Source organism: Roseovarius sp. BRH_c41, from assembly GCF_000961715.1.
Taxonomy (GTDB): domain Bacteria; phylum Pseudomonadota; class Alphaproteobacteria; order Rhodobacterales; family Rhodobacteraceae; genus Roseovarius.
The window spans coordinates 1-25980 of record NZ_LADY01000024.1 but is presented as its reverse complement, the minus strand read 5'-3'; the positions used below and the strand labels follow the sequence as shown (position 1 = coordinate 25980).

The window sequence follows — 25980 nt, the reverse complement described above, 5'->3', positions numbered from 1 at the left end:
CACTCGCCAGAGGACGTGATGCGGTGCGCGCAAAACGCAGTCCAAAGGACGCGATGCGCGGTGCCAGGAGCGCGGGACGCGTTGCATTGAGCGCCGTGCGCGCTGCATTTGCCAAAGGACGTCAAATCGGCCCCTGAGGCCGATTTTCTACATTGAGTACAAGCCCTTGGTGCCTTCTCCGCTTGTGCTGGGAGAAGGCGGGCTTGTACGAAGTTGGCAAGAAATAGGAACGTATACTTCACATGGGCAGCAGTCGCAGACTGACCGATCAGGAGCGCCGTCAGATCGTCCGGGAGCGGGAGAAAGGCGTCTCAGTCAGTGCGATCAGTGCAGCGCTGAAGGTCACCCCCAAGACCGTCTACAACGTGCTGAGCCGGGGTCGTTCCACCGTCTCGGCCAATGACAGCCGCACCCGCGTGCTCACCATGCGGGTCACCGAGCGCGACCTTCGCGGCTTAGATGCTGCCCTCGCGCGGCGCGGGATCGCGCATCGATCAGATGCCATGCGCTGCCTGATGCTCGCGGCCAACGATCTCCTGCGACCGGACGACGGCATGACAGATGAACTGAAAGTGCTGAGCGCGGCGCTGAACCGGGTCGGCAACAACGTGAACCAGGTCGCGCGCCGCCTGAACGAGGCAAAGCTCAAGGGCGAGCGCCTGCCCTATACCCCCGCCAGCCATGCTGAGATCCGTGACCTTGCGGTATTCGTCTTCGACATGGCTGACCAGATCCATGAGATGTTCCGCGCGCGCCGCCGCGAGCTGGACCTCGAAGTCACCAAAGCCCTCGCTGGCCTGGCTCGACCGGGAGCGGAGCATGGCACGGAGTGAGGCGCGCGGTGTCGGGCCCGCCCTCTTCGACCGCGACTGGAGCCGCGTCTCAGGCAGTTGGCAGGGGCTGTCGAAGAAGGCGCAGATGGTCCGGGCTGCGCGGGGCTATTCGCCGGCCATCTTCAAGCCGATCTCGAAAGGCGGCTGCCACACGGGCGCGCAGCTGAAGGCCCAGCTGACCTACCTCACTACCAAGTCGAGCCACATCCTCGACAGCCGCGGCACCCATGATGGCAAGAAGACCCTGACCGAGGCCGAGATCGACCGGGTTGTGCGCCGCTTCGAGAACCAGTGGGGCGAGCGGCACAGTCCGAAACTCGGCCACACCTCGCATCTTCTGATGGCCTTTCCCGTCGGCACCAGCGGCGAAGAGGTGCGCGCGATCACGGAATCCGTCTGTGAGAAGTTCTTTCAAGGTGAGGGGTCGCAATTCGACTATATTGCTGCAATACACCAAGATCGCGCGCATCCACATGCGCATATCGTTCTGAACCGCCGCAGTAAGGATGGCGAAATGTTCTTTCTCGGGAAGGATCACCACTTCAACTACGACGCCTTTCGGGTGGCGATGGTCGAGGCGGCGCAGATCCACGGGATCCGGCTCGAGGCCACACGGCGTCTTGACCGGGGGGTCACGACCTACCGTGCTGAGATAGACGAGGTCTACAAGGCCCGTGACGAAGGCCGACCGCCTGTCGAGCGCCAGCGCACAGGCGCTGATCTCGCCGCTGCCCTGGAGACGGTGGCGCGCAATGCGCTGTCCTATCGGGGGCTGGCGGTCGAGGCGTCCCGGTCGAACTTCGATGACGTGGCCGAGGCACTCGAGCGGGCCAGCAGCATCCTTGCCAGTGGCGGTCAGATTCAATCTGACGGAGCCATCTACATGTCCCAAGACGAAACAGCGTTCGACACGCTGATCAGCGAGTTTTCTCAGAACATCCGTCAGATCGAAGCGGCGATCGACCGGGCGCCGGCGGCCGAGAGGCCGGAGATCGAGCGCAAGCTCACCGATGTGCTGGCCTCCGTCGCGCATCTGAACCCGCTCGGGGATCGTTCGGCTGCACTTCTCGACGCACCATCCCGGGATGGGGTCTATGCGCGGGCCAACATGCGCGAGAGCCAGATGGGGCGTCTCGACGACGACGCGGTGAAAGCGCGCCTCAGCGAGGCGCTGCAAGGTACGGGCATTGATCCCGAAGCTGTAGCCGCCCGCATGCGCGAAGGGGCCGGCAATGCCGCGCTCGAACGGCAATGGCTTGCGCAGGATCTGCGCGCCATCGCCAAGGCGGGCGATCTCGATCTGGAGAAGGGCGGTGACCGCGAGGAAGCACTGGACCGGCTGGAAGCAGTTCATGTCCGTCTGGGCGACACCCTGACCGATGCGCGTATCCTTCGGGCTGTCGATGAGGTGGATGACACCAAAGATGACCGAGTTGCCCTGGCCGAAGGTGTGACGCTGCCGGAGCGCGAGCGCGCGACAGGCGAACCCGACATCTTTGCCCCGTCCGAGCGCAGGGATTTCCAGGAGCTCGTCGCCCAATTCCGTCGGACGGATTTCGACCATCCCTTCTCGGACGATCCGTCCGTGCGCCGAGCCGGTGCCGTCGAGGTCGAAGAAGCGCGCGCCGCCTTCAACGCCTTCGCGCAGCGGTCGTCCGATCATGCCGAACTAGCCTCGATGGCCTGGGACAAGATCACCGATAGCCGCAAGCCACAGGAGCTCGCTGTCGAGGAAAAGGACCGCACCCTTCATGCCGGCGACATGGATCTCGCGCTGCGCGATCCCATGCAGCATCTCGGCACGATCACAGAAGACGACCGCACCCTCGCGCGCTACCGTGCCGAGATGCCGGATGAGGAGTTCGGGGCGGCCGTGCAGGAGGAAATCAATCGCTTGCGCGCCATGGGGGCGTCGCGCGCCTATATCAGCGAGCGGAGCTTCGACATCGAGGATAAGGCCCGGCAGGATTATGCCGAACGGCGCTTCATGACCGAGACTGCCCCGGATGTGCTGACCTACTTGCAGCGGGCCGAAGCCGAGAATGTGAAGCCGCTCACCGACACCGATGGGCAGCGCCTCGCCGCCCAGATCGACCGCAACCTCACGCCGGATGCGGTGACCGCTCTTCGCGCAGGACACGCGGATGTGCTGGAGAAGTTCACCGAGCACCCGTTGCGGCAGCTGGAACTCGCCAAAGCCTATCTGGAAAGCAGCGAGGTGACCGCCCACGGCCCCGCCATGGAGCAGGTGCTGGATGCCCTGGCCGAGGAACAGATCGAGGCGCAGCGCGCACGTCACGCAGCAGCGCATGGCGAGAAGGGGATCACCCATGGATAAGGGGAAGATCGCGGGCGGGATCCTGAGCCTGACGCTGGTTGGCCTCGCCATCGGCTATGTCGTGGCCACCGGTTACTTGACCATCCGTTATGGCCTGTCGACGCAAGCCTTCGACGTCACCCTGCTTGCGCGCGAGTACCGCGCACTTGGTGTCAGCTCCCCGCGAGATTTCCTCTGGGTGAACCTGATCCTCGCAGGCTTCGGCGTTGCCGCGCTCATGTTGAGTGTCACGCTTCTCGGCGATGCCCTGACGCGCTTCGGCACGACGCATTGGCAGACCAGGGCCGAAATGAAGCGCAACGGCTTCTTCGCCAAGCCGGGTGGCGGCTTCCTTCTCGGCAAGCTCGGCCCCCCGAAATCGAAGCGCCCCTTCCTCGTTTCGAAGACCTTCCCGCATGCGCTAATCGTGGCGCCCACGGGCCGGGGCAAGGGCGTGGGTTTCGTGATCCCGAACCTGCTCACCTACAAGGGCTCGGCCGTGGTGCTGGATGTGAAGGGCGAGAACTTTCGCGAGACATCACGCTTCCGCGCCAGCATGGGCGACAAGGTCTTTCGGTTCGCGCCGACCGACTGGGACCGGCCCACCCATCGCTACAACCCGCTGGCGCGCATCGCGGCGATGACCAATCCCGATCGGCAACAGATGGAGCTGAAGCTCACCGCCAAGCTCTTCCTGCAGACCGACAATGAAAAACTGAGTGGGCTTCTGGCAGGCGGCATCGACCTCTTCGTGGCGGCTGGTCTTCTGGCCTTCGAGCGCGGCGTGCCGACCATTGGCGAGATTTACCGTATCACCGCCTCGGGTGGCGACAAGCAGAAGGAATACCTCAAGCGCGCGCTGGAGGTGAAGAACACCTCGGCCAAGCTGATCTTCGAGCGCATGGCCTCGACCAACAACGACACCCTGACCTCGTACCTATCGCTCCTGATGACCTCGGGTCTCGACACCTGGGACAACCGTGCGATCGACGCGGCCACCGCGACCTCGGATTTCTCCTTCCGGGACATCCGGCGTCGGCCACACGCGATCTATCTTGTGGTCGAGTCCGAGATGATCCGCCCGCTGGCCCCGCTGATCAGGCTCTTCTTCTCGGACCTGATCGCCTCTCTGCAGGCGCATGAGCCAGGCGATTACGAGCCTTGGCCCGTAATGATCATGCTCGACGAATTCGACCGGCTCGGGAAGATGCCGATCGTCGCCGAGAGCATCAAGACGCTGCGCTCCTTCGGCGGAAACCTGGCCATTGTCACCCAGACCATACCGGCGCTGGACGAGATCTATGGCGAGAACACCCGTCGGTCGCTGCAGGGCGGCGCGGGCGTGAAGCTCTACCTCACCCCATCCGAGCAGAAGACCATCGAGGAGCTGAGCCAGGCCGTGGGGAAGACGACAAAGCGCGTCGTAACCCGATCCCGCGCGGTCGGACGCAACCCCTTCGAGGGGCGCAGCGTCTCTGAGCGGACAGAGGACACGCCGCTCCTTACAGAAGACCAGGCCCGGCGCATGGACCTCGACGAGGTGATCCTCGTGATCGACGCGCATATGCCGATCCGGGCGCGGCGGATCAAGTATTTCGAGGATCCGGCGCTGAAGGCGCTGCATGCCGGTCAGGCGGGGAGTTTCCCTTATCCGGATGAGGACGGGCTGCGGCGGGATCGGCAGATGACCGAGACGCGGGAGACCGTGGAAAAGCTGAAGCAAGAGTTGCAGGAGGTTCGGGCAGCGACAGGGGCTCAGGGGTCTAGCACAGCGACAGCAGCGTCCGTCATACCGGCAACGGATATGCAGGTTTCAAAGCCCGTACTGTCAGGTCGCGCACGAGGCCGAGCGGCCCGCGCCGCGGCGGGCGGTGGTGGGTCAAGACAGTTGTCGTTCGACCCGGCGGAACTGGGGCTCGAGAAGGCGGATAGGTCCGAACTGGCGGCGGTTGTTCAAAGGACAAGGGACATCATCGCGGAACATGCGTGAACGTTCCCAGCTGCACATCACTGTTTGATCTGACCTCGGTCCCTCGCATTGACAGGAGAAGGAACTTGAAACGGGTATGATAACCGTTTAGTGTTCGCAAAGCGGGTATGATACCCGCTTTGTCGCAGCAAGAGGGCATCATACCCATTCAGGAGCTTGGAGATCATGATCCCTGCGGGGCGGGTACAGACATTGACAGGACTGACCGCCAATCAATTACGGGAGTGGTCTCATCGGCGCGACCTCGTTCCACCCGATATCGAGGCCGGCGGTCCGGGTCGGCCCGCGCTCTATAGCTGGCAAACAGTCTTACTGCTGCGCATTGCCGTGGTTCTGCGCGAGCGGTTCAGAATTGAGTTGCAGGCGCACAAGGATCTGCTGCACGCGCTGCACGACCTTCTTTCGGGTGTGCCCTTTCCAGCTTTGCGCGGCTGCGTGTTGGCACTGCGTGCCATGGAACATGGCGAGCTCCTTTCTGAAGGCATAGTCCGTGTCGGGGTAAATGAGCCCGATACCTTGTTTCTGCATCTTGACCCACATCTGGACGTGCTCGAAGTGGAGTTCGCACCCCAAGATCAGAGCGGGCAGCTTCCACTGTTTCGCGCGGTGCGGATCCGATGAGCGTGCTTGTCTCGATCGAGCGGGAGCTCTTGGGCTTGGGCTATAGTGCCGACGCGCTGCACCGCGCCTATAGCTTCGCGGACGTCCTCGATTCCGCTGCGCATACGCGCACCGTTGCGCTGGCCGCTTTTACCCAGACGCCGGAATCCTTCCGGTCCGCCGCCTTCGGAGTCGTCGAAGGCGAGCCTGACAGTGCTGCCGCAGTAATGGCTAATCGAGCCTTGGGCGCCCCGATCTTCTTTTCGATCGACAGTAGCGATGTCGGCGTTTGGGCAGTTGGCGCCCAGGCGCCACGCCTGCTTGAGCGAGTTCCTGTCGATCAGCTTTCCGACCTGTTTGGCCGTTACCGCGATAGCTGGACTCCGCAGGCACTCCACCGCGCCAAGTCGCTCGATCTGCCGCGTGGTCCGATCCAAGTTGATTTCATCGATCTGGGGCTGTTGCCGGCGATCGAGCAGGAGGTCCAGCACAAGCTCCATCGGACCATGGCGGAAGTGCTCGATCTGCTTCTGCCGTCTGACGCCGGGCAAGAACGGCAGAAGGATGCTTTCCGCCTGACCTTCCGCTTGCTCGCTGCCAAAATCTTGATTGATCGAGAGCATCCGGCCGCTGCTGACTGGGCGCACGACGATGCCAGTGCCGTCCTTAGCGGAATTCAAGGCTATTATAGCCTTGGCCTCCTCGCCAACGACGTTGCCGCGGTATCTGCCGACGATATAGTCGCTGCGTGGGCGCGCCTTCGGTCGTCGATCACGCTAAGGAATATTTCATCTGACAGCTTGGCATTCGTTTACGAAAATACGCTCGTCACGGCCGATACCCGCAAGCTCTTCGGGACACATAGCACGCCCCGCCCCTTAGCTGAGTATGTGCTGAGTCAGATCGATCTTTCGCGCTGCAACCCGGAAACAGTGCGGATTGCTGAACCTTTCGCTGGCGCGGGAATTTTCCTGGTCGCTGCGCTTCGCGAACTGCGCGACCTGCTGCCGCCGGATTGGCCGGCCGAACGACGTCATCAATTCCTGGTTGAGCGCCTGGTGGGGGCGGAACTCGACGCATTCGCATGCGAGGTGGCGACGCTCTCGCTGATCCTGGCCGATTATCCCAATGCGAATGGCTGGCACATCCGCTCAACCGATCTTTTCAAAGTCGGCGCCCTCAGCACTTTCCTCGAAGGTGCGACGCTCATCTTATGCAATCCACCGTTCGAGGATTTCACGGTGGAGGAGCGGCAGGACTATCCGGAGGCCTTCGCCGTTTCGCCGTCAAAGGCGATGGTCGCGCTTCATGCTGCGATCGATGCCTGTCCAGAGGCACTGGGGTTTGTGCTGCCACGGGGTGTCCTGCAACAGGCCAAATATCGAAAGCTTCGTAGCCGTCTTGCCGCCGCCTACGCCAGAGTCGAATTGGTTTCGCTCCCGGATCGCATCTTCGAAAAGGCAACATATCCTTGCGCGCTTGTGATCGCATCTGATCGCCGACCGGTAGCAACTGTTGCCAAACCGGTCCGACTTATTGCCAAGACGGTGACGGACGCTGGTAGAGCGCAATTTCTTATGGACGGTGTTGTTACATCTCGGCGCGAGGCAATCCGTCCAACCTCGGAGGGCGATTTGTGGATCGGAGAACTAGACGCGATCTGGTCTTACCTCGCCGAGGTTCCGCGACTGGGCGATCATGTGGAGATTTTTCGTGGACTCCAGTGGCGGTCGCAGCGCACGGGCGTGCATGATGAGCCGGGGCCGAAGCGTGAGCGAGGACTCTACAGGCCCGCTGACAGCCTGATCCCGTTCCATTTGATGAGTTCGGTGTGGCTCAGCACCGATCCTGGACTCAATCTGTATCCAGGACCGCTGACCCGCGCATGGGACAAACCCAAGGTTCTGATCAACAACCAGCGCTCGTCGCGAGGCCCATGGCGGCTCGCGGCGGCGGCGGATGACAGTGGACTGTGGGCGTCGCAGCAATTCACTGGGCTCTGGCCTACTGGTGACTATGACATCCGAGCGCTAGCTGCGATCCTAAACGGGCCGCTCGCTAATGCTTTCGTCACTGAACATTCGACCGATCATGATTTCACTAACGTCATGCTCGGCAGTATGCCGCTTCCACGCAAATTGGATATGATTACGCTCGGTGCGGCCGTGCGGGAATATGAAGCTCTTATTAATGAGAAGAGCCATGCCGTGCTCGTCGGCAATGAGTATGATTCGCGTCTTGATCGCTTGCTCGTCTTGATCGATGCACTCGTGCTTGACGGTTATGATCTGCCGCCACGTCTTGAACGCCAGCTATTTTCCTATTTCGAAGGTCGTAAGCGACCGGTGCAGCATACCTTCTCTGGCTGGCTGCCGGTGAACCTGAAGGGATATGTGCCCCTTTACGAATGGCTGACCCGAGATCATGCATCCAACTATGGCGCTTGGGTGCTCGATGTGTTCAAGCCCGCGCCAGATGAAGAGAATGATGCTCTCGCCAGGTTCCTTGCCTGATGGAGCAGATCCTTCTCGATACCAATTTTGTGTCCGTTCTGTTTGACCCGCGCCGACCCAACTTTGCGGCGGTCCACGGGCGGGCGCAGGCCTTTGCCCAAAGCGACCTCGTCTATCTCTCAGCCGTCGTTCTTGCCGAACTGCGCTTTGGGATGGAAGCAGCCCAGCGTGCCGGCCAGGACGTCTCCCATATCCGTCACACGCTCACTCAGGCAGCAGCGTATCCACTCGCAGAAGTCGGTCGCCATACCGCCGAAGCATATGGCGACGTCAAGGCGCGCCTGGCTGAGCATTACCTCGACCTGTCCCGTCGCACTCCTCGATGGCTGGAGAACTGGCAAGATCGGGCCTCTGGGCAAATGCTGCAGGTTGATGAGAATGACCTATGGATTGTCGCCCAGTCCGTCGAACGTGATTACCTTCTTGTGACTAGCGATCAACGACTTGCAGATCGATTTCTCCCCGCAATCCCAGAGCTCAGATTGTCAGTCGTTTGAGTTTGCTGGAACACGGAGTAGTAACGTAAGCCGTTATCGCCCCAAACGCTTCGACCTCTCAGCCATCCGTACCACCTGCGCGCTTGCCGTCGCTGCCGCACTCCGCACAGCGGCGGGTGCCTGCACCGCTCCCCGCCCGATCGCCTCACCCGTGGTCAGTGCACCGATCCGCGCCCTGCCCTGCACCCCAGAGGTGTTCACGAGCCCCCGCATCACCCCCGCAGACCCGCTGACGATCGCCGGTGCTGCTGCCACCATCAGGTTCCCCGAGATCCCCCGCACGATGAGGGGTGTTGCTGCGACGAAGCCCTTGGCCAGAAAGACCATGACGAAGAACGGCACCAGCGAGCCGATGTTGGTCGCGGAGTTAGGGTCGCCGAGCTGGGCCAAAAGCGAATTCGCCATGCCGACGACGGTCGAGAACATGGCGGCGATGACGATGGGGTAGAAGGCGTAGCTGATCGTCGTCGAGACCCATCTGTGGAAGAAATCCTTGGTCGCATCGAAGAGCGACAACGCGATCATGATCGGTGCGAGGCCGAGCATCAGGGTCAGCATCATCTTGGCGAAGATGAGGACAATGCCGGTCATGAAGCCAAGGAGGCTGAGGAGTACCAAGCCGATGCCGCCGAGGATCGCGCCAGTCATCCAGTTCAGGTTGTTGCCGATCGCGTTCAGGTACTGACTGAACTCCGTGATGAGATCATCGAACTCAGCCGCAAAGTACGTGGCCCCTGCCCCGCCGCCGCCAACCGAGGAAATCAGGGCCCCGGCGACGTAGTCGAGCCCGCCGATGACGGCATTGGCGACCGCGTTGAAGTTGGCCCAGTTGAAGGCGAATAGCCCTATCAACAGCAACTTGATCAGGTACCAGAAGAAGCTGGCCCCATCCATGCTGCGGAACTGGAAGGCCATGTTGATGCAGACGCCGATCAGCGAGAGCGTGACCATCAGCAGGACGATCGTGCCGGTATTGCTCGCCACTGCCCCGAACTGGGACTCGGCCGCGTCGGCAAGGAAGCCGTCGGCAGTTCCGACCATCCAGCTGACAATGCTCATTACCAGTTGCCTTGCGCTTCGCAGAGGTCCTGGACGTCGCGGGCGATCTGGTTTTGCTCATTCCGAATGGCCAAGCGCGCTTGAGTATGCTCCGCCTGCGTGCTTGTCGCGAACCGTTCCTCGTACTCGGCGGCGGCAGCATCCCATGACGGGAAGCGGACATCACAGCCGCAGTCGCCAGTTGCCTTGATCGCCTCCCAGGACCGCAACTCGTAGAGCCGCATCAACGTCAAAGCCTTGTAGGCCTCACGTGGATGAACCTCGTCCATCCAGGTTGGGCGTGCGGGCCGGTTGTTGCAGATCCGGTACTGTTGGGGCGTGATGGTCACCGTCAGATCGTTCGTGACCTGAGGCGAGGTCTGAGCCGCTAGGGGCGCGGCCAGCAGGCTGGCAGCCACGGCGAGGGTGATCTTGAGCATGGGGGTTTCCTTTCGGGTCATTCGGCGGCGACCGCGGAGCGCTTAGTGCCCCCGGTTCCGGCAGTGTTCTGATCAGGATGTCTCGCCTGCCCCGGCAGGAAGAACTCGGTGATGCCGCGCGCGCCATCGTGGCGCCCAGCCTGGATGATCACGTCGATGGAACCCTCGATGTAATCGACCATGTCGGCATAAGTCATCGGCACATCAGTCTTGAGGGCCGCGATGGCGAGCCGACGAACGGCCAGTTGCGGGGTCTCGGCATGGAGCGTGGTGAGCGAGCCGCCATGGCCGGTGTTGATCGCTTCGAGGAAGGTCATCGCTTCGCGGCCGCGGACCTCGCCGAGCACGATCCGGTCGGGTCGCATCCGCAGGGTCGAGGCCAGAAGCACATCAGCGCTGCGGGCGTCCGCGTCCCGGTCGGCGATCAGCGTCACGGCATTCGGCTGCTCGGGACGCAGCTCAGCCGCCTCCTCGATGGTGATGATCCGCTCCTCAGGTGGGATCAGCGAGAGGATCTTGCGCGCCGCCACCGTCTTGCCGGTCGAGGTGCCCCCCGAGACGATCATGTTGAGCTTGTTCTCGACGCAGAACCGCAGCGCGGCATCGATGTCGCCGGAGGCCACCACATCGCGCAACGCGGCATTCCGTTCGCGGCGGAGACCTTCGAGACTGCGTTCCTTGCCATAGAGGAAGCCGAGCCGGATTGCCTCCAGTGGCAGGGAGGAGAAGAACCGCAACGAGATTGAGAACCCGCCTTCGACGGCCGGGGGCTGGATGACTTGCGCCCGGATAGGACGATCCCGGTAGAGGATCGAGACCGAGACGATGGGCTTCTTGGTGCTGAGCGTGGTCGAGGCGGCCGAGGCGATCTGGTTGCCGAGGTCCTTGATCTCGGTCTGGGTGAGCGGCGTGCCGAGGCCCCGCATGAAATGATCGCCCTGGAACTCGCCCCAGACCTGCCCGTCGGGGTTGATGCAGATCTCGATCGTGTCGTCCCGCTGCACGGGCGCGCCCAGCCGGTCGAGAGAGGCTTCGAGATAGCTCGCTGCCATGTCAGAAAATCTCCAGATCGCGGTCGACCATGACGGTGATCCGCGTGCCCTGATCGACATGAATTACGGGCCGGATTGCCAGATAGTCCTGCATGACGCTTTGGGTGCTGTCGCGCAGGTCCGTGCCCACGTCACTTGCGATGTCGGCTGCTGCCTCATCCTCGATCTGTCCAGCGGCCGCTGCGGGCAAGGCTCCGATCAGCGAGATCAGCGCGGCCGAGCCGAACCGCTGCGCGAAGCGGGTGTCGACAAAGCCGGTTGTGCCGGTGCGGCCGAGCTCATCCCCACCGAAGGCGCTGATTTTCACGGTCTGGTTGTCGGGCAGGATGATGCGGTCCCAGGCCACCATGACCCGTGACTGCGCGAGCGCCACATCGGAGCGGTAACGCCCCACGAGACGCGCCCCGCGCGGGATCAGGACGCGGGTTCCGTCGAAAGAGTGGACATCCTCGGAGACGATGGCCCGGATCGCGCCGGGCAGTGTGCTGTCGAGCGCCGTCTCGGTCACGGCCTGGATCATCGTACCCTGCACGACGGTGTTGCCGGGGTTCACGATCACTTCGGCCCGCGTCACGGGTGCGGGCCGCGCACCTGCGCGCACGAAGGCTTCGTCCTCATTCAGGCGTGCCGCCTCAAGGCTGTTCTCCCGGTCGGTCCCTGCCCCCATCCCGGAAAACGCGATCATGGGCGAGGCGATGCGTTCGGCGCGCGCTTCGGCTTCCGCGATGCGGCGGCGTTCGAGTTCGGCAAGCCGCAGCTCCTCCTCGTTCGGGCCGAGGTCCGTGGGCGCAGGTGGGGCCAAGCGTGCGACTTCGAGATCCATGCGCAGCTGGTCGAGCTCGCGGTCGCGCTCGGTCAATTGCCGCTCGAGCGCGCGCTGCGCCTCGGTCGACGCGGTCTGCAGTGCCGCGATTTGCGCTGTCAGGTCGGCGATGGCTTGTTCTGCCCCGCTGTCCGATGCCTCGACCGGCCGCGCGCGCAGGTCTTCGAGTTCCGCGCGCAGCGTCGCGAGGCTTTCCATCAACGCAAGTTCCGACGCGGAGGGGCCGGTCTCGGCCGGTGGCGGTGCAGACTCTACTGCGGGCATGGGTGCGAGGTCACCGAAGCCTGATCCTGCGGTCTGGAACTCTTCCGGGGCTGCGGTCGGCAATGGGGCTTCCGGCGACGGTTGCAGGGCGGCCCAGGCCAGGCCGCCCACGGCCACGATCCCGGCAACGCCAAGGATGGCGGTAAGCGGGGAGGGACGTGCTGCGCCGCGCTTCTTGTCGCCCGTTGCTTCAAGCGCCGCGAGGCGCGCGGCGAGGTCTTCGGTGTCCTGGCTCATGATGTGGGCCCACCCATATCCTGAACACAGACCTCGTCTTCGCCGAGGCGCAGGACCCATTGGCGATTGACGCCCGAGACGCGGATGACACCATCCTCGAGTGCCGTGCTGTTCACCGCCCGCTCGCCGCCGTTCGCATAGCGGAAGATCGCCGGGACCGGCGCGTTCTGCGCGAAGCGGAAATAGGTGAAGGTCCCGTCGTCCCAGATGGCCGTGGGTGTGAACTCCTCACTGGCGCTGACGGCATAGTTCGCGTTTGGCGCATCAGCGGCGACCGCGCGGGTCGGCTGTACGCGGCTCTCGGGATAGCGGAACTGCACGACATAATGCGGGGTCTCGCGTGCCTCGACGACGTGGAAGTAGTAGGAGCGGCGGTTCGTATAGACCGTGATGTTGGTGGCGACACCGGAGGCGGCTGGCTTGATCGCGAAGGCGCGCCCGCCTGGCACACCGTCGAATTGGAAGCCTACGGTGTCGCCCGCGATGATTGAGCGGATGGTCTCGCCCTCGCCGAATTCGACGGTGGTGACCCGGGTCAGGGTGGTGACGATCCGGTAGACCTGCCCCTCGGTCCAGTTCGCGATCCGGACGCGGTTGTCATGGGGGCCAGCGCGCGGCGTGGTCTCGGCCAGGGCTGCGAGTGAAGTGAGCGCCAGGGCACTTGCGACCAGCAGGGCGTGCATGGAGGTACGGACGAAAACAGAGGTCATTCGGAACGGTCCGATCGGATGGCATATTGGGTGACGGTGAAGCCGAAGGGGTTTTGCCAGACGTCGTCGATCGTGCGGGTCCGTTCGGGTTGGAAGGCAAACATCAGTGTGGCGGTGAAGGATCCGTCCTGCGCCCCTTGAGGACTGGTCAGGCGCTTTCTGAGGCGCACCTGCGCGCGGTTGTCGCCGATGAGCGTGATCGAGGCGATCTCGACGGCCATCTCTGCGGCTGCGCCGTAGCGGGTCGGCGGGTAGCTCTCCTGCCCCGAGGTCCACATGGCGCGCATGCTGGCCTCGGCAGCACCGCCGGATTGCGCCAACACACGGCGCACGCGCAGATCGTTGTCGAGCTGGTTGTACGCCTCGCGATCCAGAATGTAGCGATAGATCTGCGCCTCGATGATGGCCGGGCGCTCGGCAAGCGATACCGTCTCAACCGTTGCATTCGGCAGGGCCAGACCCGTGGCGGGATCATAGGGTACGACGACCGGTGGGGGCGTCTCGACCATCAGGGCGACAGCAGCGGCCGCAAGGCAGCCGAAAACGCCGAAGCCTGCCCCGCCAAGGCCGATCATCCGCCAGAGCTGCTCCCTGCGCAGCGCGCCGTGGATCAACTCCTCCTCGACCAGTTCGCGCGCGCTCATGCCTGCGGTCATGTCCGGTGCCTTGGTCATGGCGCGAGGCTCGGCAGGGTGAAGTCCATGTAGCGGCGCTCTTCGGCGACCGTGGCCGCATCCACCACGCCCGCGTTGCCCGCGCCGAGGGTCTGGATGGCTTCAAGTTCCCACATCCGCGTCATCGCGATGGCCAGTTCCGCCGTAACACGGGTGTTGTGGTCCATCGATGCCTTCAGGTCTTCCATCTCCGGGATCATCGCGACGAGCTGTTCGACACGTTCGAGCGATTGGGCCGCCTCGGCATGGCTGTTCTGGGCCGCCGCCGACATCACGGCACCGGTCGTGGCTCGCGTGGCGACACCTTCGGCACCTGGATTGCCGCTGGTGGCGATCTCTCGCAGCGAGTCCTCGTCGAAGCCCGCACTAGCCAGAGCCTGTTCCATCTGCGTGCGCAGGGGCCCCGCGTTGGGTCCGATCAGGCTCGACCAGTCGCCCGCCTGGATGCCCCGGATCAGACCGGGGAGATCTTCGAAATTGGCCTGCAGGAGGCCGTCGAGATCGCCGCCCATGGCGAGACCAAGGATGCTGCGCGGCCCGGTCAGCGAGGCATACATCTCCTCAAGCTGGTCGAACTGCTGCTGCAGAAGGTCGAGCTGTGCCAGCGCATTGTCCAGAAGATCCGTCTGGATCCCGAAATCCTGCAGCATCTGCTGAAGCTGGCGGATTTCCTGGGCGATGTTCTGGGTATCGACCGTGGGCACGCCCTGTGCTGCGACAGGACCCGCAAGGACGGTGGCCAGCGCGACGGTCGCGGCGGTGGTGGTGAGGGAAATGCGCAAGCGAAGGATCATCGCAAACTCTCCAAGGTGAAATCCATGAACTGCCGCTCGGCGGCTTGGGCGGCGGCCATGGCGAGTTGTTCCTCGCTCAGCGGCTGGGTGTGGGCGGCCTTGATCCGGGTCCGGATTGCGACCAGTCGGGCCAGCTCGGCGCGCGCATAGGTGTTGAGCGCGATGGCCTCGTGAAGGTCTTCGGTCTCACCAATGCGGGTGATGATATCCTGCACGCGCAGGGCGGCCGCGCGGACCGAGACCAGCGAGTAGTCGCCATAAACGCCTGCGCCATGGGCCGAGAGGCTGAAACTCGCATTCGCCAAAAGGACAGGGTCGATGGTGCCGAGCGCATCGATGCCACCCACGGCGGCGAGATAGCTGTTGTACTGCTGCGGTATCACCACCACGTAGTGCTGGGTTTCCGCGAAGGGCGGCACGCCACCGTAGTCCTGCACGTTGCCCGGGCCTGCGTTATAAGCGGCAAGCGCATAGATGATGTTGCCATCGAACATGTTCAGCATCATCGCGAGGTATCGCGCGCCGCCGGTGACCTGCAGGTACGGGTCGTCGTAATAGGCGGGGTTGATGCCGAGATCGCTTGCGGTGGCGGGCATGATCTGCGTGAGCCCGAAGGCCCCCACAGGGGAACGCGCCCCGATCTGGAACCGGCTCTCCTGCCAGATCAGCGCTTGCAGCAGGCAGCGCCACTGGACCAGCGACAGCCCCGCGCGGCTTACACCCTGTAGTCTATGCGTGTCGCGCGCGGCCCGGATGATCAGCTCCTCGATCCCTTCGCGAGCATCGCCGAACATCCGGGCCGCGGCCGGGTTGTTGTCCTCGGGCGGATAGAGGCTCGCGGCTGCGTTTTCGACGCCGCCAACCGCCCCCCGCCCCGCCTCGAGCCCGGTCACTGTGCCTGCGACATCGCCCGACCCGAGGGACATGGCATCCATCAGCCCTTCGAGGGAGGCGAGTTGCTGGCGTTCGACCTCGGCCAGCTCCTCCTCGCGCGTCAGCCGGTCCTGTTGCAGCGCAAGATCCTGATCGGTCTGATCGAGGATTGCCTGCCGCTCTGCGAAGAGGCGCAGGTCGAAAGTTGGCACGCCTTGAGCGCTGGCTGGCCCGGCAGCGGGACCAGCCAGTGCAAGGCTGACCATCGAGAGGGGAAGCCAGGTCCGCATGCGTTCAGCCGCCCGCCCCTAGCATCAGGAAATCGCAGGCCGTGTCGCGGTGCGTAACCTCCGCCCCCATGGTCGAGATCGTGGCTGTTGCGGTTGCCGCCTGCGCGGGCGCATCGCGGAAGTTGAAGCAGTTGGCCTCTGCGGGATTATGCTGCGCGCAGGCTGTCAGTGTCAGGCCGATGCCAAGCAGAACGGCGCTGCGGGTGAGGATACGGGTCATGTCACTCTCCAGAAGTCAGGGCGGTCGCGGTAGTCGAGGCCGACAAGGGCCTCGCCCTTCTCCATGCCGCCGAGGATGGTCACGAGGGGGCCAAGGGCGCTGAGATCGGCGTCGATCACCACCGCGCCCCGGTCATCGCGGACGAGGGCCAACCGCGAGGCGGAGCCGACGCCCAAAAGCACGTCGAGTTCTTTCTCGCTGAGGCCGAGCATCGCGTAATCCGCAGCCGAGGCGCGGATATTGGGCAGAAGCACCTGCGTCGGGACGGCTTCGACGATGGTCTTGCCGGTCCGGGTGCGCTCGAGCTGGCTGGCATACTGGGTCATCATGACGACGACGGCGTTCTGCTTGCGGGCAGTCACCAGCCAATTTGAGAGCCGCTCCGCGAAATACGCGTTGTCGAGCGCCTTCCAGGCCTCGTCGATGACGATGATCGTGGGCTTGCGGTCCTCAATCACGCGCTCGATCCGGCGGAAGAGGTATGAGAGGACCGCCATGCGTTCCCGCTCGCTCTCGGAATCGAGGATGCCGGTCAGGTCGAAGCCCGTGACGTCAGCATCAGTGCTGCCCCCGATCTGGAACGTGTCGTGTGCATTCGCCCCAAAGATCCAGCCGTAGCGGCCGTCGGCCGTCCATTCCTGCATCCGCTCGAAGAGATCGCCCTCGTCATCGGTTGAAACCAGAAGCGAGGCGAAGTCCGACCAGTTCCGCAGGCCCGCGTTCCCGGCACTCGCATTCTGGCGAACCACCTCTTGCAGGCGGTTGGTCTGCACCGGAGTCAGAGGCCGGTCCCGGCGCTCGAGGAGGCTTGCGAGCCAGTCGGCAAGCCAGGCCTGACCGCGCGCATCGATCTCGGTCTGCAGCGGATTGAGCCCCGTGGGTCGCCCTGCCCGCACCGTCGAATAGCTGCCGCCAAGCGCGCGGACGGCCATTTCCATGCCGGCGCGGTAGTCGAAGACGAATAGCCGGGCACCTGCCCGCCGTGCCATGGTCATCAGAAAAGCCGCCAGCACGGATTTGCCCGACCCGGGGCGGCCGAGGATCAGCGTGTGCCCGCCGGTGGGCTCGCGGTCCGGCGCGCCTTGTTCGTGGAAGTTGAAGCGAAAGCCACTGCGCTCAGGCGTCGGGAAGAGCGTGATCGGCACACCCCAGGGCACTTCCATGCCAGTCTTGCCAAGCGGTGTGCGGTGAAAGGTGGCGAGATCGGCGAAGTTGTGGTTCGTGATTGCGGCCTTGCGACTGCGCGCCCCGGTATTGCCGGGATGCTGCGCCATGAAATGCGCCCGCGCGCCGAAGGCTTCCGAGATCAGGTTGATCCCGGAAGTGGCAGAGATGTTGCGAATTTCGGCCGCGATATCGTCGAGGGAAGCCTGGGTGCGGGCATAGACCGCCACGGTCATGTGGTGCTCGCCGAAGATCAGGCGTTTGGATTCCAGATCGTCCTGGGCGAGTTCCAGTTCCTGCGCGAGGCTGACCGCCCCGTCATTGGCGGCCTGCATGAGGCGCAGCTGCCGCTTGATCCGTCCTGCCATGATGTTGGCGTTGATCGGCACGAAAGAGTGGGTGACCACCATATCGACGGGCAGGTTCAGCTCGTCGAGCATCAGGCTGTCCGTCTTGGCGGGGTAGTTCTTCACCGCGAAGATCGTGCCGAGCTTGTCGCCGACGGCACCGTCGGACAGTGCGATGGTCGTGCCGCGGAAAGTGACGCGGGTATTGGCGACATCCTCGGCAATCACGCCGAGGGGCGACCGCGGGAAGAGTGGATGCTCTTCGCCTGTGTTGAGCGAGCCGAGGAAGCCCAGAAGCTCGCCGGTGCTGGCCGCAAGGAGGCGAGGCTTCAACTCATCGAAGGACGACAGCAGAAATCCCACGACCTCGTCGAGCTTGCGCAGACGCCGCGTCGTATCCGCCGCATGTCGGGTGCGCGACGCCCCAAGACCGAAGGGCAAACGGCTCCCCGCCTCGGGGCGTTTCAGGACCGTCAGGGTCAATGTCTTGTCGCGCAGGCTCGACCGGCCCAGATGCGCGCGCCAGCGCTGATCGACAGCCGCAGCGAATCCCTCGCCCGGGATGGGCGGCAGGGTCACATCGACCGCTTTCGAGACCTTGTGCAGGTAGAAGGAGAACTCGGTCCCCAACTGCGCGACGATACCTGCCAGGAGCCCGCCGATCCGGTCGAGATGCGCATCCTCGCTCGTGGTGCTGTTCACCCCTTCGAGCCGGATGCATTGCATCAGCTCGTTGCCCCGCGTCCGGATCGTCCGGTCGGTGACAAGGCTGACGTAAGGCAGCATGGACGAGAGCCGCTTCTCGCCCTTGACCCATGCAGGCAGCGCGGTCACCGGATCGAGGGCGTTCTCAACCTCATCGGCAATTCCATCACGGGGCATAGCTGTCGCCCCCATGGAGCTTGCGGTTCGCCGTGGGTGGGGTTTCCTGCAAGGTGATCACCAGGACATCGAGAAAGTTCGGATCCCAGTCTGCGGCCTTCCAGAGCGCCGGCCAGGCCAGCCCCGCAAAGACGGCCACCACCCAGCTCTGCACCCAGAGGAACAGGAGCGTCGATCCGAAGAGCCAGACCATGGCGTACATGATCGGCAGGCCCATCAGCTTGGGTGGCCTGAGAAGGCCGATGAACACGCGGGACTGGTCAGACATCAGTTTTGCTCAAGTCGTCCAGATGGCGGCGACGATAGTGGGCGCTGCGGCGATGCCCGCGATTGCGACCACGACCCATAGCGCCTGACGGAAATCGAGGATGCCGAAGAGCCAGGAGAGGAACACGCCGATCAGCGCCAGCGTGCCGATCACGATGCCCAAGGGACCGGTGATCGCATCGACGATGCCTTGCAGCAGGGTCTGCACCGGCGACAGGTCAATGCTTTGGGCCAGTGCCGGTCCCGCCAGCACGATCAGGGCCACCGCGCCAAGCGCGACAAGGGAAGATTTGGACGTCACGAAAGGTCTCCTCTCAGCCGCTGGAACACGGCTGTCACACGGGCCACATGGCCCTGGGTTTCTCGAAAGGGCGGAATGCCGCCATGGCGGGTGACCGCATGGGGACCGGCATTGTAGGCCGCGAGCGCCAGCGCGGGATCGCCGAACTGCTCGAGCATCATCAGCAGGTAACGGGCCGAGCCGTCGAGGTTCTGGACGATGTCATGGGGATCAACACCCAGATCGCGCGCAGTGTCGGGCATCAGCTGGCCAAGCCCGATGGCACCGACCGGGCTCAAGGCGCCGGGATTATAGGCGCTCTCGACCTCGATATTGGCGCGGTAGAACAGCGCCCAATCGCTGACCGACAGACCCGCCTGACGCAGGGCGCCATGGCTGCCGTAGCGCAGCGCCGTGGTCTCGATAGCGTGGAGGATTTCAGGTGAGGCGCGGACGGCGCGCGGGGCGATCGCTGCGGCAGCTGTCACATCGCTCAGGGGAGCATCATCCCCACGCGACTGCGGTGCTGCAAAGAGAAAGAGACGATCTGGAAGGAGCCCAATCTGGGCATCTTCTTCGCCAGTGAACGAGCGCAAGGTGCTCGCAGTCTCGGCGGTGTCGATCAGTCGGCCATCAGGGCTGACCTGGAAGATGAAACCGTCGGCAAGGGCCGGGGGCGCGGAACAAACGCCTGTACCCAATGCAACGACGAGCGCAAACGCGCGGTCAGTTGTCCTTGACCAAAACCGGGCCGGTCCTCGGTTCGGACGTGCGCCCAGGTGCTGCGTGACGTTCGCGGGCGCCTTCCACGAGAGGGATGCTGGCGGTGGTGCAGCCCATGTCGGCAAGGAAGCTGACAAGGCCGACGATGGTCTTGAAATCGCGCAGCTTGAGGACGCTACGGCTGGTGACGAGCATCTTGTCGTCGCGCCCGTCCGGGGCAACGGCCCGGATGACCCAGGCGCCGTACCAACTGTTGTGGCGCTTCTCGGCCCCTTCCTTGCAGACCACCTCGATGAGGTAGCCTTCGGCAAGGAGGCCGCGCAGTCCATCTTCTGTAACCACATTCGGGGCTTCTTCTATCATGGCCTTCCCTTGGGTCCTTCTTCTGCCTGAGGTGCAGTCTCGGGCCCACGGGGTCGCAACACCGTGGGCGATACAATACAACATGAACGATAGCAAGACAATTAAAACGACTTGACAAAGATCACCTTGCACCGATAACGGTGATAGCTGACAAAATCGTGATCTTAAAGGCGGCAAAGGAGTTTTGCCCTGCACATGACCTGTGCGTGCAACATCCCTCTGGTGCTGCTGATCACGTTTAGTGTGGCGGTGGGGCCGGCCCATGCCTGCACTCCGCCCGAGCGGCCGTTCCTGCCTACGTCACGAGAGGACATGCGCGCCTACGCGGATCTGATCCGGGGGGATTTCGAAGCCTACATCACCGAGGTGCAGGATTACTTCCGCTGCCTCGATGATGAACGCGCGCGGGCTTTTGTTGAGGCCAGGGAGGTGAGCGAGGAATACGGGCGGTTCGTGGACGCCTTGGAATAGTGGACTTCCCTTCTACCGGACCACCACGAAGATGGGCCGCGCTACGCCTGTTGCGCTCCTGCGAACCTCAGCCCTTGCGGTCGGGAAACAGCCCCGGCATCCACCGCCCAGCATACTTTGCAGGGAAAGCCAGCTTCAGCGGCGCACGGGTCGATATCGACGACAGAGCACCCGCCTCCAGAAGCGCGGATGTTACCCGTCGCGCAGTGCGGTCGCTGGTGCCAAGGATGGTCTCGACCTCTCCGCGCTCGATTTGCCCCTGATAGAGCACAGCCTTCAGCACGGTATCGGCTTTTGGTGGCAGCGCTCCGGCACGCATCCCTTCTTCTGCCCAGATCAGGATGCGGTCGCGCAGCAGGTCCGGTCGCATCAGGCTTTCCATGAACTCTACCTGGTCAACGCAGGTGCGCAGGAAGAACTGCGCGAAGGAGGCAAGCGCGGCCTCGCTGAGCGTGCCCCGTCCGTCACGATCGCCACGGCGGGGGCCGTCACACGCGGCGAGGTGTTCCTTGTAGGCTGCCTCTTGTCGCGCAAGCCCGCGCGCCACGGACCACAGTCCCCGCGTGTCCAGGGTTTTTCGCAGCATTGCGTAGGACATCAGGCGGGCAACGCGACCATTCCCATCAAGGAAGGGGTGCACCCAGAGAAGCCTGTGATGGGCGCAAGCCGCAGCAAGGATCGGCTCGATCCTGCCGGGAAGGCTGTAGGCTTTGTGCATCCGCTCCAGAAAGCGGGGAACAGCACCAGGGCTGATGGCGACATGGCGCCCGACTTCAACGTATCGGGTGCGCAGTTCGCCAGGTACTATCGGGAATTTTTCACCTGTCTTTGGGCTTGCGACGAAGAGAAGCTCGGGCGGCAAGAGTTCACAAAACCGGCGATGCAGTTCGATGATTGACGCAGGCGCGGTCGGTGGTTCCACCATGCCATCTTCGTCGATCCATTTCTGAACGGCGACATGCGCCTTGGCTTCAAGCTGAAGGTTTCGTTTTTTCGGATCGGCGCTGTAATCGTTCCGCATCGCGCGTTCGATGTCGATGGGATGGGTGTCATGGCCCTCGATGAGGTTGCTGTAGTAGCAGTTCATCGCCCGCACGAGATCGGCAAGCGCCTCCGCTATCGAGGCGGGCAAGCTGCTGCGGAATGCTGCGGACTTCTCCGCCAGCTCAAGCACAAGATCATTTAACCCCGCGCGGGCAGGAGAGCCCTCCGAGACCATGAGGGGCTCGAACAAGCCTATCGTCTCGCCGTCATCACGGACCATCACATGACCTTCCCTCTGGCCGCTTTCTTGGCCGTACGCATTCTCCACAAAATGGATATTTATCATAGTAGTGAGTTACAGGCTACGGAGATCACGTCCGGTGATTTGGCCGGTTTGCTGTCCACTTTCGCTTGGCTTAGGGATCCCATGGCGCAATCGGTGCCCTGCAGCCACGTCACGCGTCAGACCGTCATCTGCGACCAGCACTTGGGGGGTCACACCGCAACTCCCGCGATGAAATATCCTTGCTATCGGTAGTGTTGTTTCGTATCGGGGAACCATTATAGTGGGAGTCGGCGTCATGAAGCACAGGGTCCGAACTGCGGCGACTGCCGTAGCCATCACAGTATCGAGCCTCGTCGGCTCGGTCGAGCCGGCGCACGCCTATCAGGTCGACTGCGCCATCTTGCTCTGTCTGGCGGGCGGCTGGCCGGCATCGGCGCCTTGTGCCCATGCAAGGGCGGTCTTCATTCGCAGGATCACGCCCTGGCCGATTGAACCGCCCTTGCAGATCTGGCGGTGCCCAATGGGGGCGTCGTTCAGCGCCCCTGCCGTGGAGTCGCCAATGGAACGGTTGTACGACATCGCCTTCCGGGATGCGCATCAGATCAGCGTGCCGCAAGATCCCTTGCCCTTGGTCCAGGTCCAGTCTGACGAGCGCGCTGATATCGACATTTCGGGCGATGCTTTCGACTTCGTTCGGAGCATCCGCGTGTTTCACATCCAGTTCAGCCAGCGCCAGAATCGAGATGGCGATTGCATCCGATCCGACGGCACACGTCTTGGTTCCTACGGCACACAAGGTGATTACCACTGGCGAGGTTCGAGCGTAGCCGCCGTGCCTACAGCATCTGACCTTCCCCGCCCAAGCGGATGCGGACAAGTCAACTACCGCTCGGTCTTCGTCGATTGGCGGGATCATGAGGGCAACTACGGCTTCGAAGAGGTCCGCTACTGAATCCGGCCGGGCCTCCATCGGACAGGCCCGCCTCCGACCCACCTTGCACCGGAGACTGTGCACCAAACCAGAAAAGGGAAACGACGCCAGACCGAAAAGCCTGACGCCGTGCTAGAAGAACCCGTGAACAAGGATCTTCTAGCGCACTGTCCGAACCTCTGCAACCAGCAAAGTTGTTTTGCTGGCAAGAATGTTTTTGCTCTCGGCATGGGGTCGTCTCTCGAGGAGACACCGACCATGGAACCCACAACCGGCCTGATCCTTCGACGGATCACACAGACAGAGCTGTCCGTATCCGCCCACAAGCTGGCAACAGTCATCCTCGACGCCATCGCGTGGAAGGAGGGCTTCAACGGGCTATCGCGTGGGACGGCCGCTTTCACGCTCGCGGGCCTCGCGTCCAAGATGAACATCTCGCGCCAGTACCTGACCGAACTGCTGGCGGAACTCGAGGCGTCCGAACTGGAGCTGAGGCGAGAGAAGCCAAACGGCAAGTTCGCGCCCTGGCTTTTCCGTTTTTCGGCCTTTGATGAACAGGGGGATGATCAGGATGTTGAGTCAGGCACAGGCGACACATCACTATCTAGAGAGAAAGGTAACAAAACTGTATTCTCAGGACAGATCACTATTAGCGCTGGCTCGAACGTCTTCCAAACCTGTTGGGCGGACCTGATCAAGGCGGCGAAGAAGGCCCTGCCGTGCTGGAACGTCGACACGCAGGTGATCTGGGACCGCTTCCTGGCCTTCAACCGGTCGCGCGGGAACGACAAGGTTCCGGCTGGCTATCTACTCGGGTTCATGCGCAGATGGCGAACATCACCAGGCACGGTAAGCCGACCGGAGACAGCGGCCACGCCGGAGAGAGCGCCCAATCCATGGGCGCGCGAGCTACACAATCAGATAAAGGCTGCACCAAGCGGCAACCGGCAGTTTCACGCTTCAGACCTGTGCCGGCTCATCGGGCAAGCTGCTTACGACCTTCGCGTTCTCGAAATCATTCGACAATTCGGCTGTCCAAGGTTGACGGCGACACTCGCTGTTCATGGGAGAGCCGTGATTGCTGGCGAAATCGCGCGATGATGGCAGAGCAGACAACGCCCAAGATAGCCGGCGAAGTGGCGACCTGACTGGGACCAAAGAGCTGCGAGCCTGAGGTGCCCCTGGATTCTTTATAGACGCTTTGCCCCCTAACTTTTGGGCAAGGGGGCCGAGATGGGGACAAGAAACTACAGCGATGAGTTCAAGCGTGATGCGGCACCCCTAGCACAGGTCGGGCCGTAGCAGCGCCGCGCCGAGATAGACGAACAGGCCTGCTTCCACGGCGAGCCCAAGAATCAGATCGAACATGGCGCCGCCCTCACAGCCGATCGAAGGCGCGGATGCCGGCGGCGCAGGCTGCAAAAACTTCGAGGCCGAGGAAAATGTAGAGAAAGTCAAGCATCGACAGCTCCTTCAAGTGTGTCAGGAAAAGGCCGGCGAAGACTGCGTAGGCTCCAGACCCATTGATTTCAGGCGTTTGGCATGATTCAGGCTCCGCAAGGAGACCTGATCGATGAGCAATCTTTACTGGCTGAGCGATGCCCAGATGGAACGCCTGAAGCCGTTCTTTCCCAAGAGTCATGGCAAGCCCCGCGTCGATGATCGCCGCGTTCTCAGCGGCATAATCTTCATCAACCGCAATGGGTTGCGGTGGTGTGATGCGCCGAAGGAATACGGGCCCGCCAAGACCCTCTACAACCGTTGGAAGCGCTGGAGTGACAACGGGGTCTTCGCCCGGATCATGGTCGGCCTGGCCGCTGAGAGCGCCGAGCACAAGACGATCATGATCGATGCGACCTATCTCAAGGCACACCGCACGGCGTCGAGCCTGTGCGTGAAAAGGGGGGGCGCGCACGCCAGATCGGGCGGACAAAAGGCGGCATGAACACCAAACTGCACGCCGTTGCCGATGCCACGGGGCGGCCGATCGGGTTCTTCATGTCGGCCGGCCAGGTCAGCGACTACACAGGCGCCGCGGCTCTTCTGGGCAGTCTGCCGAAGGCGGGTTGGCTGCTGGCTGACAGGGGCTACGACGCTGATTGGTTCAGAGAAGCATTGAAAGACAAGGGGATAAAGGTCTGCATTCCCGGTCGAAAGTCCCGCAGGAAGGCCGTCAAATACGACAAGCGGCGCTACAAACGGCGCAACCGCATCGAGATCATGTTCGGCCGTCTGAAGGATTGGCGGCGCGTCGCCACCCGATACGACCGCTGCCCGGAAACCTTCTTCTCCGCGATCATGCTCGCCGCAACCGTCTTGTTCTGGCTGTGAAATTCAATGAGTCTGGACCCTAGAGACCCAGAACGGGAATTTGTCCTTAGCATCGATACTGCTCACATCCCGCAGATCCGCGGCCGTGAAACGCGAAGTTTCGAAGCAGTCATCTGCCACGCAAGCCGTGGCGGGGTCGGATCCGACCGAGGTGTTCTGTTCGCCTTTTCTGGTACATCGCGACGGAGAATGAGGGCAGAAGGGCTGCTTGCTCTCAAACGTCTCGGATACGAGGGCAAGGGCGATATCACCGTGATTTCTGACGGTGAGGACTGTTTGAAGCGCTTGAAATTAGCACTTCCGCAGCCGGCCAAGCACATCCTCGACTGGTTTCACATTGCCATGAAGCTGCATCCCATCGAGCAGACTGCCGAGTGTTGGGCGCGCCGACTGCCGCCGAACGAGCGGAAGGAGCTTCTGGAAGACATAGCAGCGGTGAGAAGGCGTCTCTGGAATGGTCAAACAGACAGGGCAATTGACCTTGTCGGTCGACTGTTTCACGACCTGAAGGCAGATGAACAGGGCAGCTCCGCGATCGTCTCGCTACGCGGCGGCCTGTTGAACTTGCGCATCTACATCGACCAAAACCGGGGCTCGATAACCAACTACGGCGCGAGATATCGCGAAAGGAAACGGATCGCCTCAACGGCCGCTGAAGCGAGCGTCAACAATTTGGTCGCAAGGCGAATGGTCAAAAAGCAGCAGATGCGTTGGTCGGAACGCGGGGCAAACCTGCTCCTTCAAGTTCGCGTGGCCCTTGCCAATGGCGATCTTGCCGAACGTCTC

26 protein-coding genes and 1 pseudogene are annotated in these 25980 nt (G+C 62.8%); 11 read left to right on the top strand and 16 right to left on the bottom strand.

The features are described from left to right. The first annotated feature begins 242 nt into the window (after positions 1 to 242). The 6 genes from VR71_RS07585 to VR71_RS07560 all read left to right on the top strand — a co-directional run bounded on the left by VR71_RS07585 (position 243) and on the right by VR71_RS07560 (position 8750). A complete protein-coding gene (locus VR71_RS07585) occupies positions 243 to 833 on the top strand; it encodes a helix-turn-helix domain-containing protein (protein WP_045682610.1) in 591 nt (196 codons plus the stop codon). Beyond that, positions 820 to 3171, top strand: coding sequence for a relaxase/mobilization nuclease domain-containing protein (locus VR71_RS07580; RefSeq protein ID WP_045682608.1), 2352 nt, complete (start codon positions 820 to 822; stop codon positions 3169 to 3171). Before VR71_RS07585 ends, VR71_RS07580 begins: the two co-directional genes overlap by 14 nt. Beyond that, positions 3164 to 5140, top strand: coding sequence for a type IV secretory system conjugative DNA transfer family protein (locus VR71_RS07575; protein ID WP_045682606.1), 1977 nt, complete (start codon positions 3164 to 3166; stop codon positions 5138 to 5140). Before VR71_RS07580 ends, VR71_RS07575 begins: the two co-directional genes overlap by 8 nt. A gap of 165 nt (positions 5141 to 5305) precedes the next feature. Further along, a complete protein-coding gene (locus VR71_RS07570) occupies positions 5306 to 5761 on the top strand; it encodes a MerR family transcriptional regulator (RefSeq protein WP_045682603.1) in 456 nt (151 codons plus the stop codon). Continuing rightward, a complete protein-coding gene (locus VR71_RS07565) occupies positions 5758 to 8253 on the top strand; it encodes a DNA methyltransferase (RefSeq protein ID WP_045682600.1) in 2496 nt (831 codons plus the stop codon). The genes VR71_RS07570 and VR71_RS07565 overlap by 4 nt, the downstream gene beginning before the upstream one ends. Further along, a complete protein-coding gene (locus tag VR71_RS07560; protein WP_045682597.1) occupies positions 8253 to 8750 on the top strand; it encodes a PIN domain-containing protein in 498 nt (165 codons plus the stop codon). The genes VR71_RS07565 and VR71_RS07560 overlap by 1 nt, the downstream gene beginning before the upstream one ends. Positions 8751 to 8783: 33 nt before the next feature. Here VR71_RS07560 and VR71_RS07555 read toward each other — a convergent pair whose 3' ends face one another. The 14 genes from VR71_RS07555 to VR71_RS07490 are packed head-to-tail and all read right to left on the bottom strand — an operon-like array spanning position 8784 to position 20191. Beyond that, positions 8784 to 9809, bottom strand: a complete 1026-nt coding sequence (locus tag VR71_RS07555; protein ID WP_045682595.1) for a type IV secretion system protein — start codon at positions 9807 to 9809, stop codon at positions 8784 to 8786. Then, positions 9809 to 10228 (bottom strand): hypothetical protein, encoded by a 420-nt coding sequence (locus VR71_RS07550; protein WP_045682593.1) that lies wholly within the window; start codon positions 10226 to 10228, stop codon positions 9809 to 9811. The genes VR71_RS07555 and VR71_RS07550 overlap by 1 nt, the downstream gene beginning before the upstream one ends. Positions 10229 to 10245: 17 nt before the next feature. Next, positions 10246 to 11280 carry an ATPase, T2SS/T4P/T4SS family gene (locus VR71_RS07545; RefSeq protein ID WP_045682590.1) on the bottom strand — a complete coding sequence of 345 codons (1035 nt, stop codon included), beginning with the start codon at positions 11278 to 11280 and terminating at the stop codon, positions 10246 to 10248. 1 nt (position 11281) lies between these two features. Beyond that, entirely contained in the window at positions 11282 to 12604 is a 1323-nt protein-coding gene (locus VR71_RS07540) for a TrbI/VirB10 family protein (RefSeq protein ID WP_045682588.1), read from the bottom strand. Then, complete coding sequence (locus tag VR71_RS07535; RefSeq protein WP_296430086.1) at positions 12601 to 13287, bottom strand: TrbG/VirB9 family P-type conjugative transfer protein; 687 nt, start codon at positions 13285 to 13287, stop codon at positions 12601 to 12603. Before VR71_RS07535 ends, VR71_RS07540 begins: the two co-directional genes overlap by 4 nt. A gap of 23 nt (positions 13288 to 13310) precedes the next feature. After that, entirely contained in the window at positions 13311 to 13958 is a 648-nt protein-coding gene (locus tag VR71_RS07530) for a virB8 family protein (RefSeq protein ID WP_045682734.1), read from the bottom strand. Positions 13959 to 13984: 26 nt separating this feature from the next. Then, positions 13985 to 14782 (bottom strand): type IV secretion system protein, encoded by a 798-nt coding sequence (locus VR71_RS07525; RefSeq protein ID WP_045682585.1) that lies wholly within the window; start codon positions 14780 to 14782, stop codon positions 13985 to 13987. Further along, complete coding sequence (locus VR71_RS07520; protein WP_045682583.1) at positions 14779 to 15945, bottom strand: lytic transglycosylase domain-containing protein; 1167 nt, start codon at positions 15943 to 15945, stop codon at positions 14779 to 14781. The genes VR71_RS07525 and VR71_RS07520 overlap by 4 nt, the downstream gene beginning before the upstream one ends. Before the next feature lie 4 nt (positions 15946 to 15949). Further along, positions 15950 to 16165, bottom strand: coding sequence for a hypothetical protein (locus VR71_RS07515; RefSeq protein WP_045682581.1), 216 nt, complete (start codon positions 16163 to 16165; stop codon positions 15950 to 15952). Then, entirely contained in the window at positions 16162 to 18558 is a 2397-nt protein-coding gene (locus tag VR71_RS07510) for a type IV secretion system protein B4 (RefSeq protein ID WP_045682579.1), read from the bottom strand. The genes VR71_RS07515 and VR71_RS07510 overlap by 4 nt, the downstream gene beginning before the upstream one ends. After that, positions 18548 to 18826 carry a VirB3 family type IV secretion system protein gene (locus VR71_RS07505; protein WP_045682577.1) on the bottom strand — a complete coding sequence of 93 codons (279 nt, stop codon included), beginning with the start codon at positions 18824 to 18826 and terminating at the stop codon, positions 18548 to 18550. The genes VR71_RS07510 and VR71_RS07505 overlap by 11 nt, the downstream gene beginning before the upstream one ends. Positions 18827 to 18835: 9 nt before the next feature. Further along, positions 18836 to 19126, bottom strand: coding sequence for a TrbC/VirB2 family protein (locus VR71_RS07500; RefSeq protein ID WP_045682572.1), 291 nt, complete (start codon positions 19124 to 19126; stop codon positions 18836 to 18838). Continuing rightward, a complete protein-coding gene (locus VR71_RS07495) occupies positions 19123 to 19884 on the bottom strand; it encodes a lytic transglycosylase domain-containing protein (protein WP_045682732.1) in 762 nt (253 codons plus the stop codon). Before VR71_RS07495 ends, VR71_RS07500 begins: the two co-directional genes overlap by 4 nt. Continuing rightward, entirely contained in the window at positions 19832 to 20191 is a 360-nt protein-coding gene (locus VR71_RS07490) for a hypothetical protein (RefSeq protein ID WP_045682569.1), read from the bottom strand. The genes VR71_RS07495 and VR71_RS07490 overlap by 53 nt, the downstream gene beginning before the upstream one ends. 195 nt (positions 20192 to 20386) lie before the next feature. On the opposite strand from VR71_RS07490, the gene VR71_RS07485 reads away from it, so the two are divergent. Beyond that, positions 20387 to 20662, top strand: a complete 276-nt coding sequence (locus VR71_RS07485; protein WP_045682567.1) for a hypothetical protein — start codon at positions 20387 to 20389, stop codon at positions 20660 to 20662. Positions 20663 to 20729: 67 nt separating this feature from the next. Here the strand turns inward: VR71_RS07485 and VR71_RS07480 are convergent, their stop codons facing one another. Beyond that, positions 20730 to 21926, bottom strand: coding sequence for a Fic family protein (locus VR71_RS07480; protein ID WP_045682564.1), 1197 nt, complete (start codon positions 21924 to 21926; stop codon positions 20730 to 20732). 301 nt (positions 21927 to 22227) lie between these two features. Between VR71_RS07480 and VR71_RS07470 the strand changes: the two genes are divergently transcribed. Continuing rightward, entirely contained in the window at positions 22228 to 22884 is a 657-nt protein-coding gene (locus VR71_RS07470) for a hypothetical protein (protein ID WP_045682560.1), read from the top strand. A 237-nt stretch (positions 22885 to 23121) separates the two neighbouring features. Then, on the top strand, positions 23122 to 23964 hold the full coding sequence (locus VR71_RS07465) for a hypothetical protein (RefSeq protein WP_045682730.1): 843 nt from the start codon (positions 23122 to 23124) through the stop codon (positions 23962 to 23964). A 180-nt stretch (positions 23965 to 24144) separates the two neighbouring features. Here the strand turns inward: VR71_RS07465 and VR71_RS24765 are convergent, their stop codons facing one another. After that, positions 24145 to 24321 carry a potassium-transporting ATPase subunit F gene (locus VR71_RS24765; protein WP_243837639.1) on the bottom strand — a complete coding sequence of 59 codons (177 nt, stop codon included), beginning with the start codon at positions 24319 to 24321 and terminating at the stop codon, positions 24145 to 24147. Between the two features lie 115 nt (positions 24322 to 24436). Here VR71_RS24765 and VR71_RS24760 point away from each other — a divergent pair. Together VR71_RS24760 and VR71_RS07445 are read left to right on the top strand one after the other, a co-directional pair. Further along, a protein-coding gene (locus VR71_RS24760; protein ID WP_095641552.1) for an IS5 family transposase occupies positions 24437 to 25194 on the top strand; the annotation gives its coding sequence in 2 pieces (ribosomal slippage) (positions 24437 to 24761 and positions 24761 to 25194; 759 coding nt in all). Between the two features lie 189 nt (positions 25195 to 25383). Further along, positions 25384 to 25980 (top strand): annotated as a pseudogene (locus tag VR71_RS07445) (ISKra4 family transposase); the annotation flags it as partial.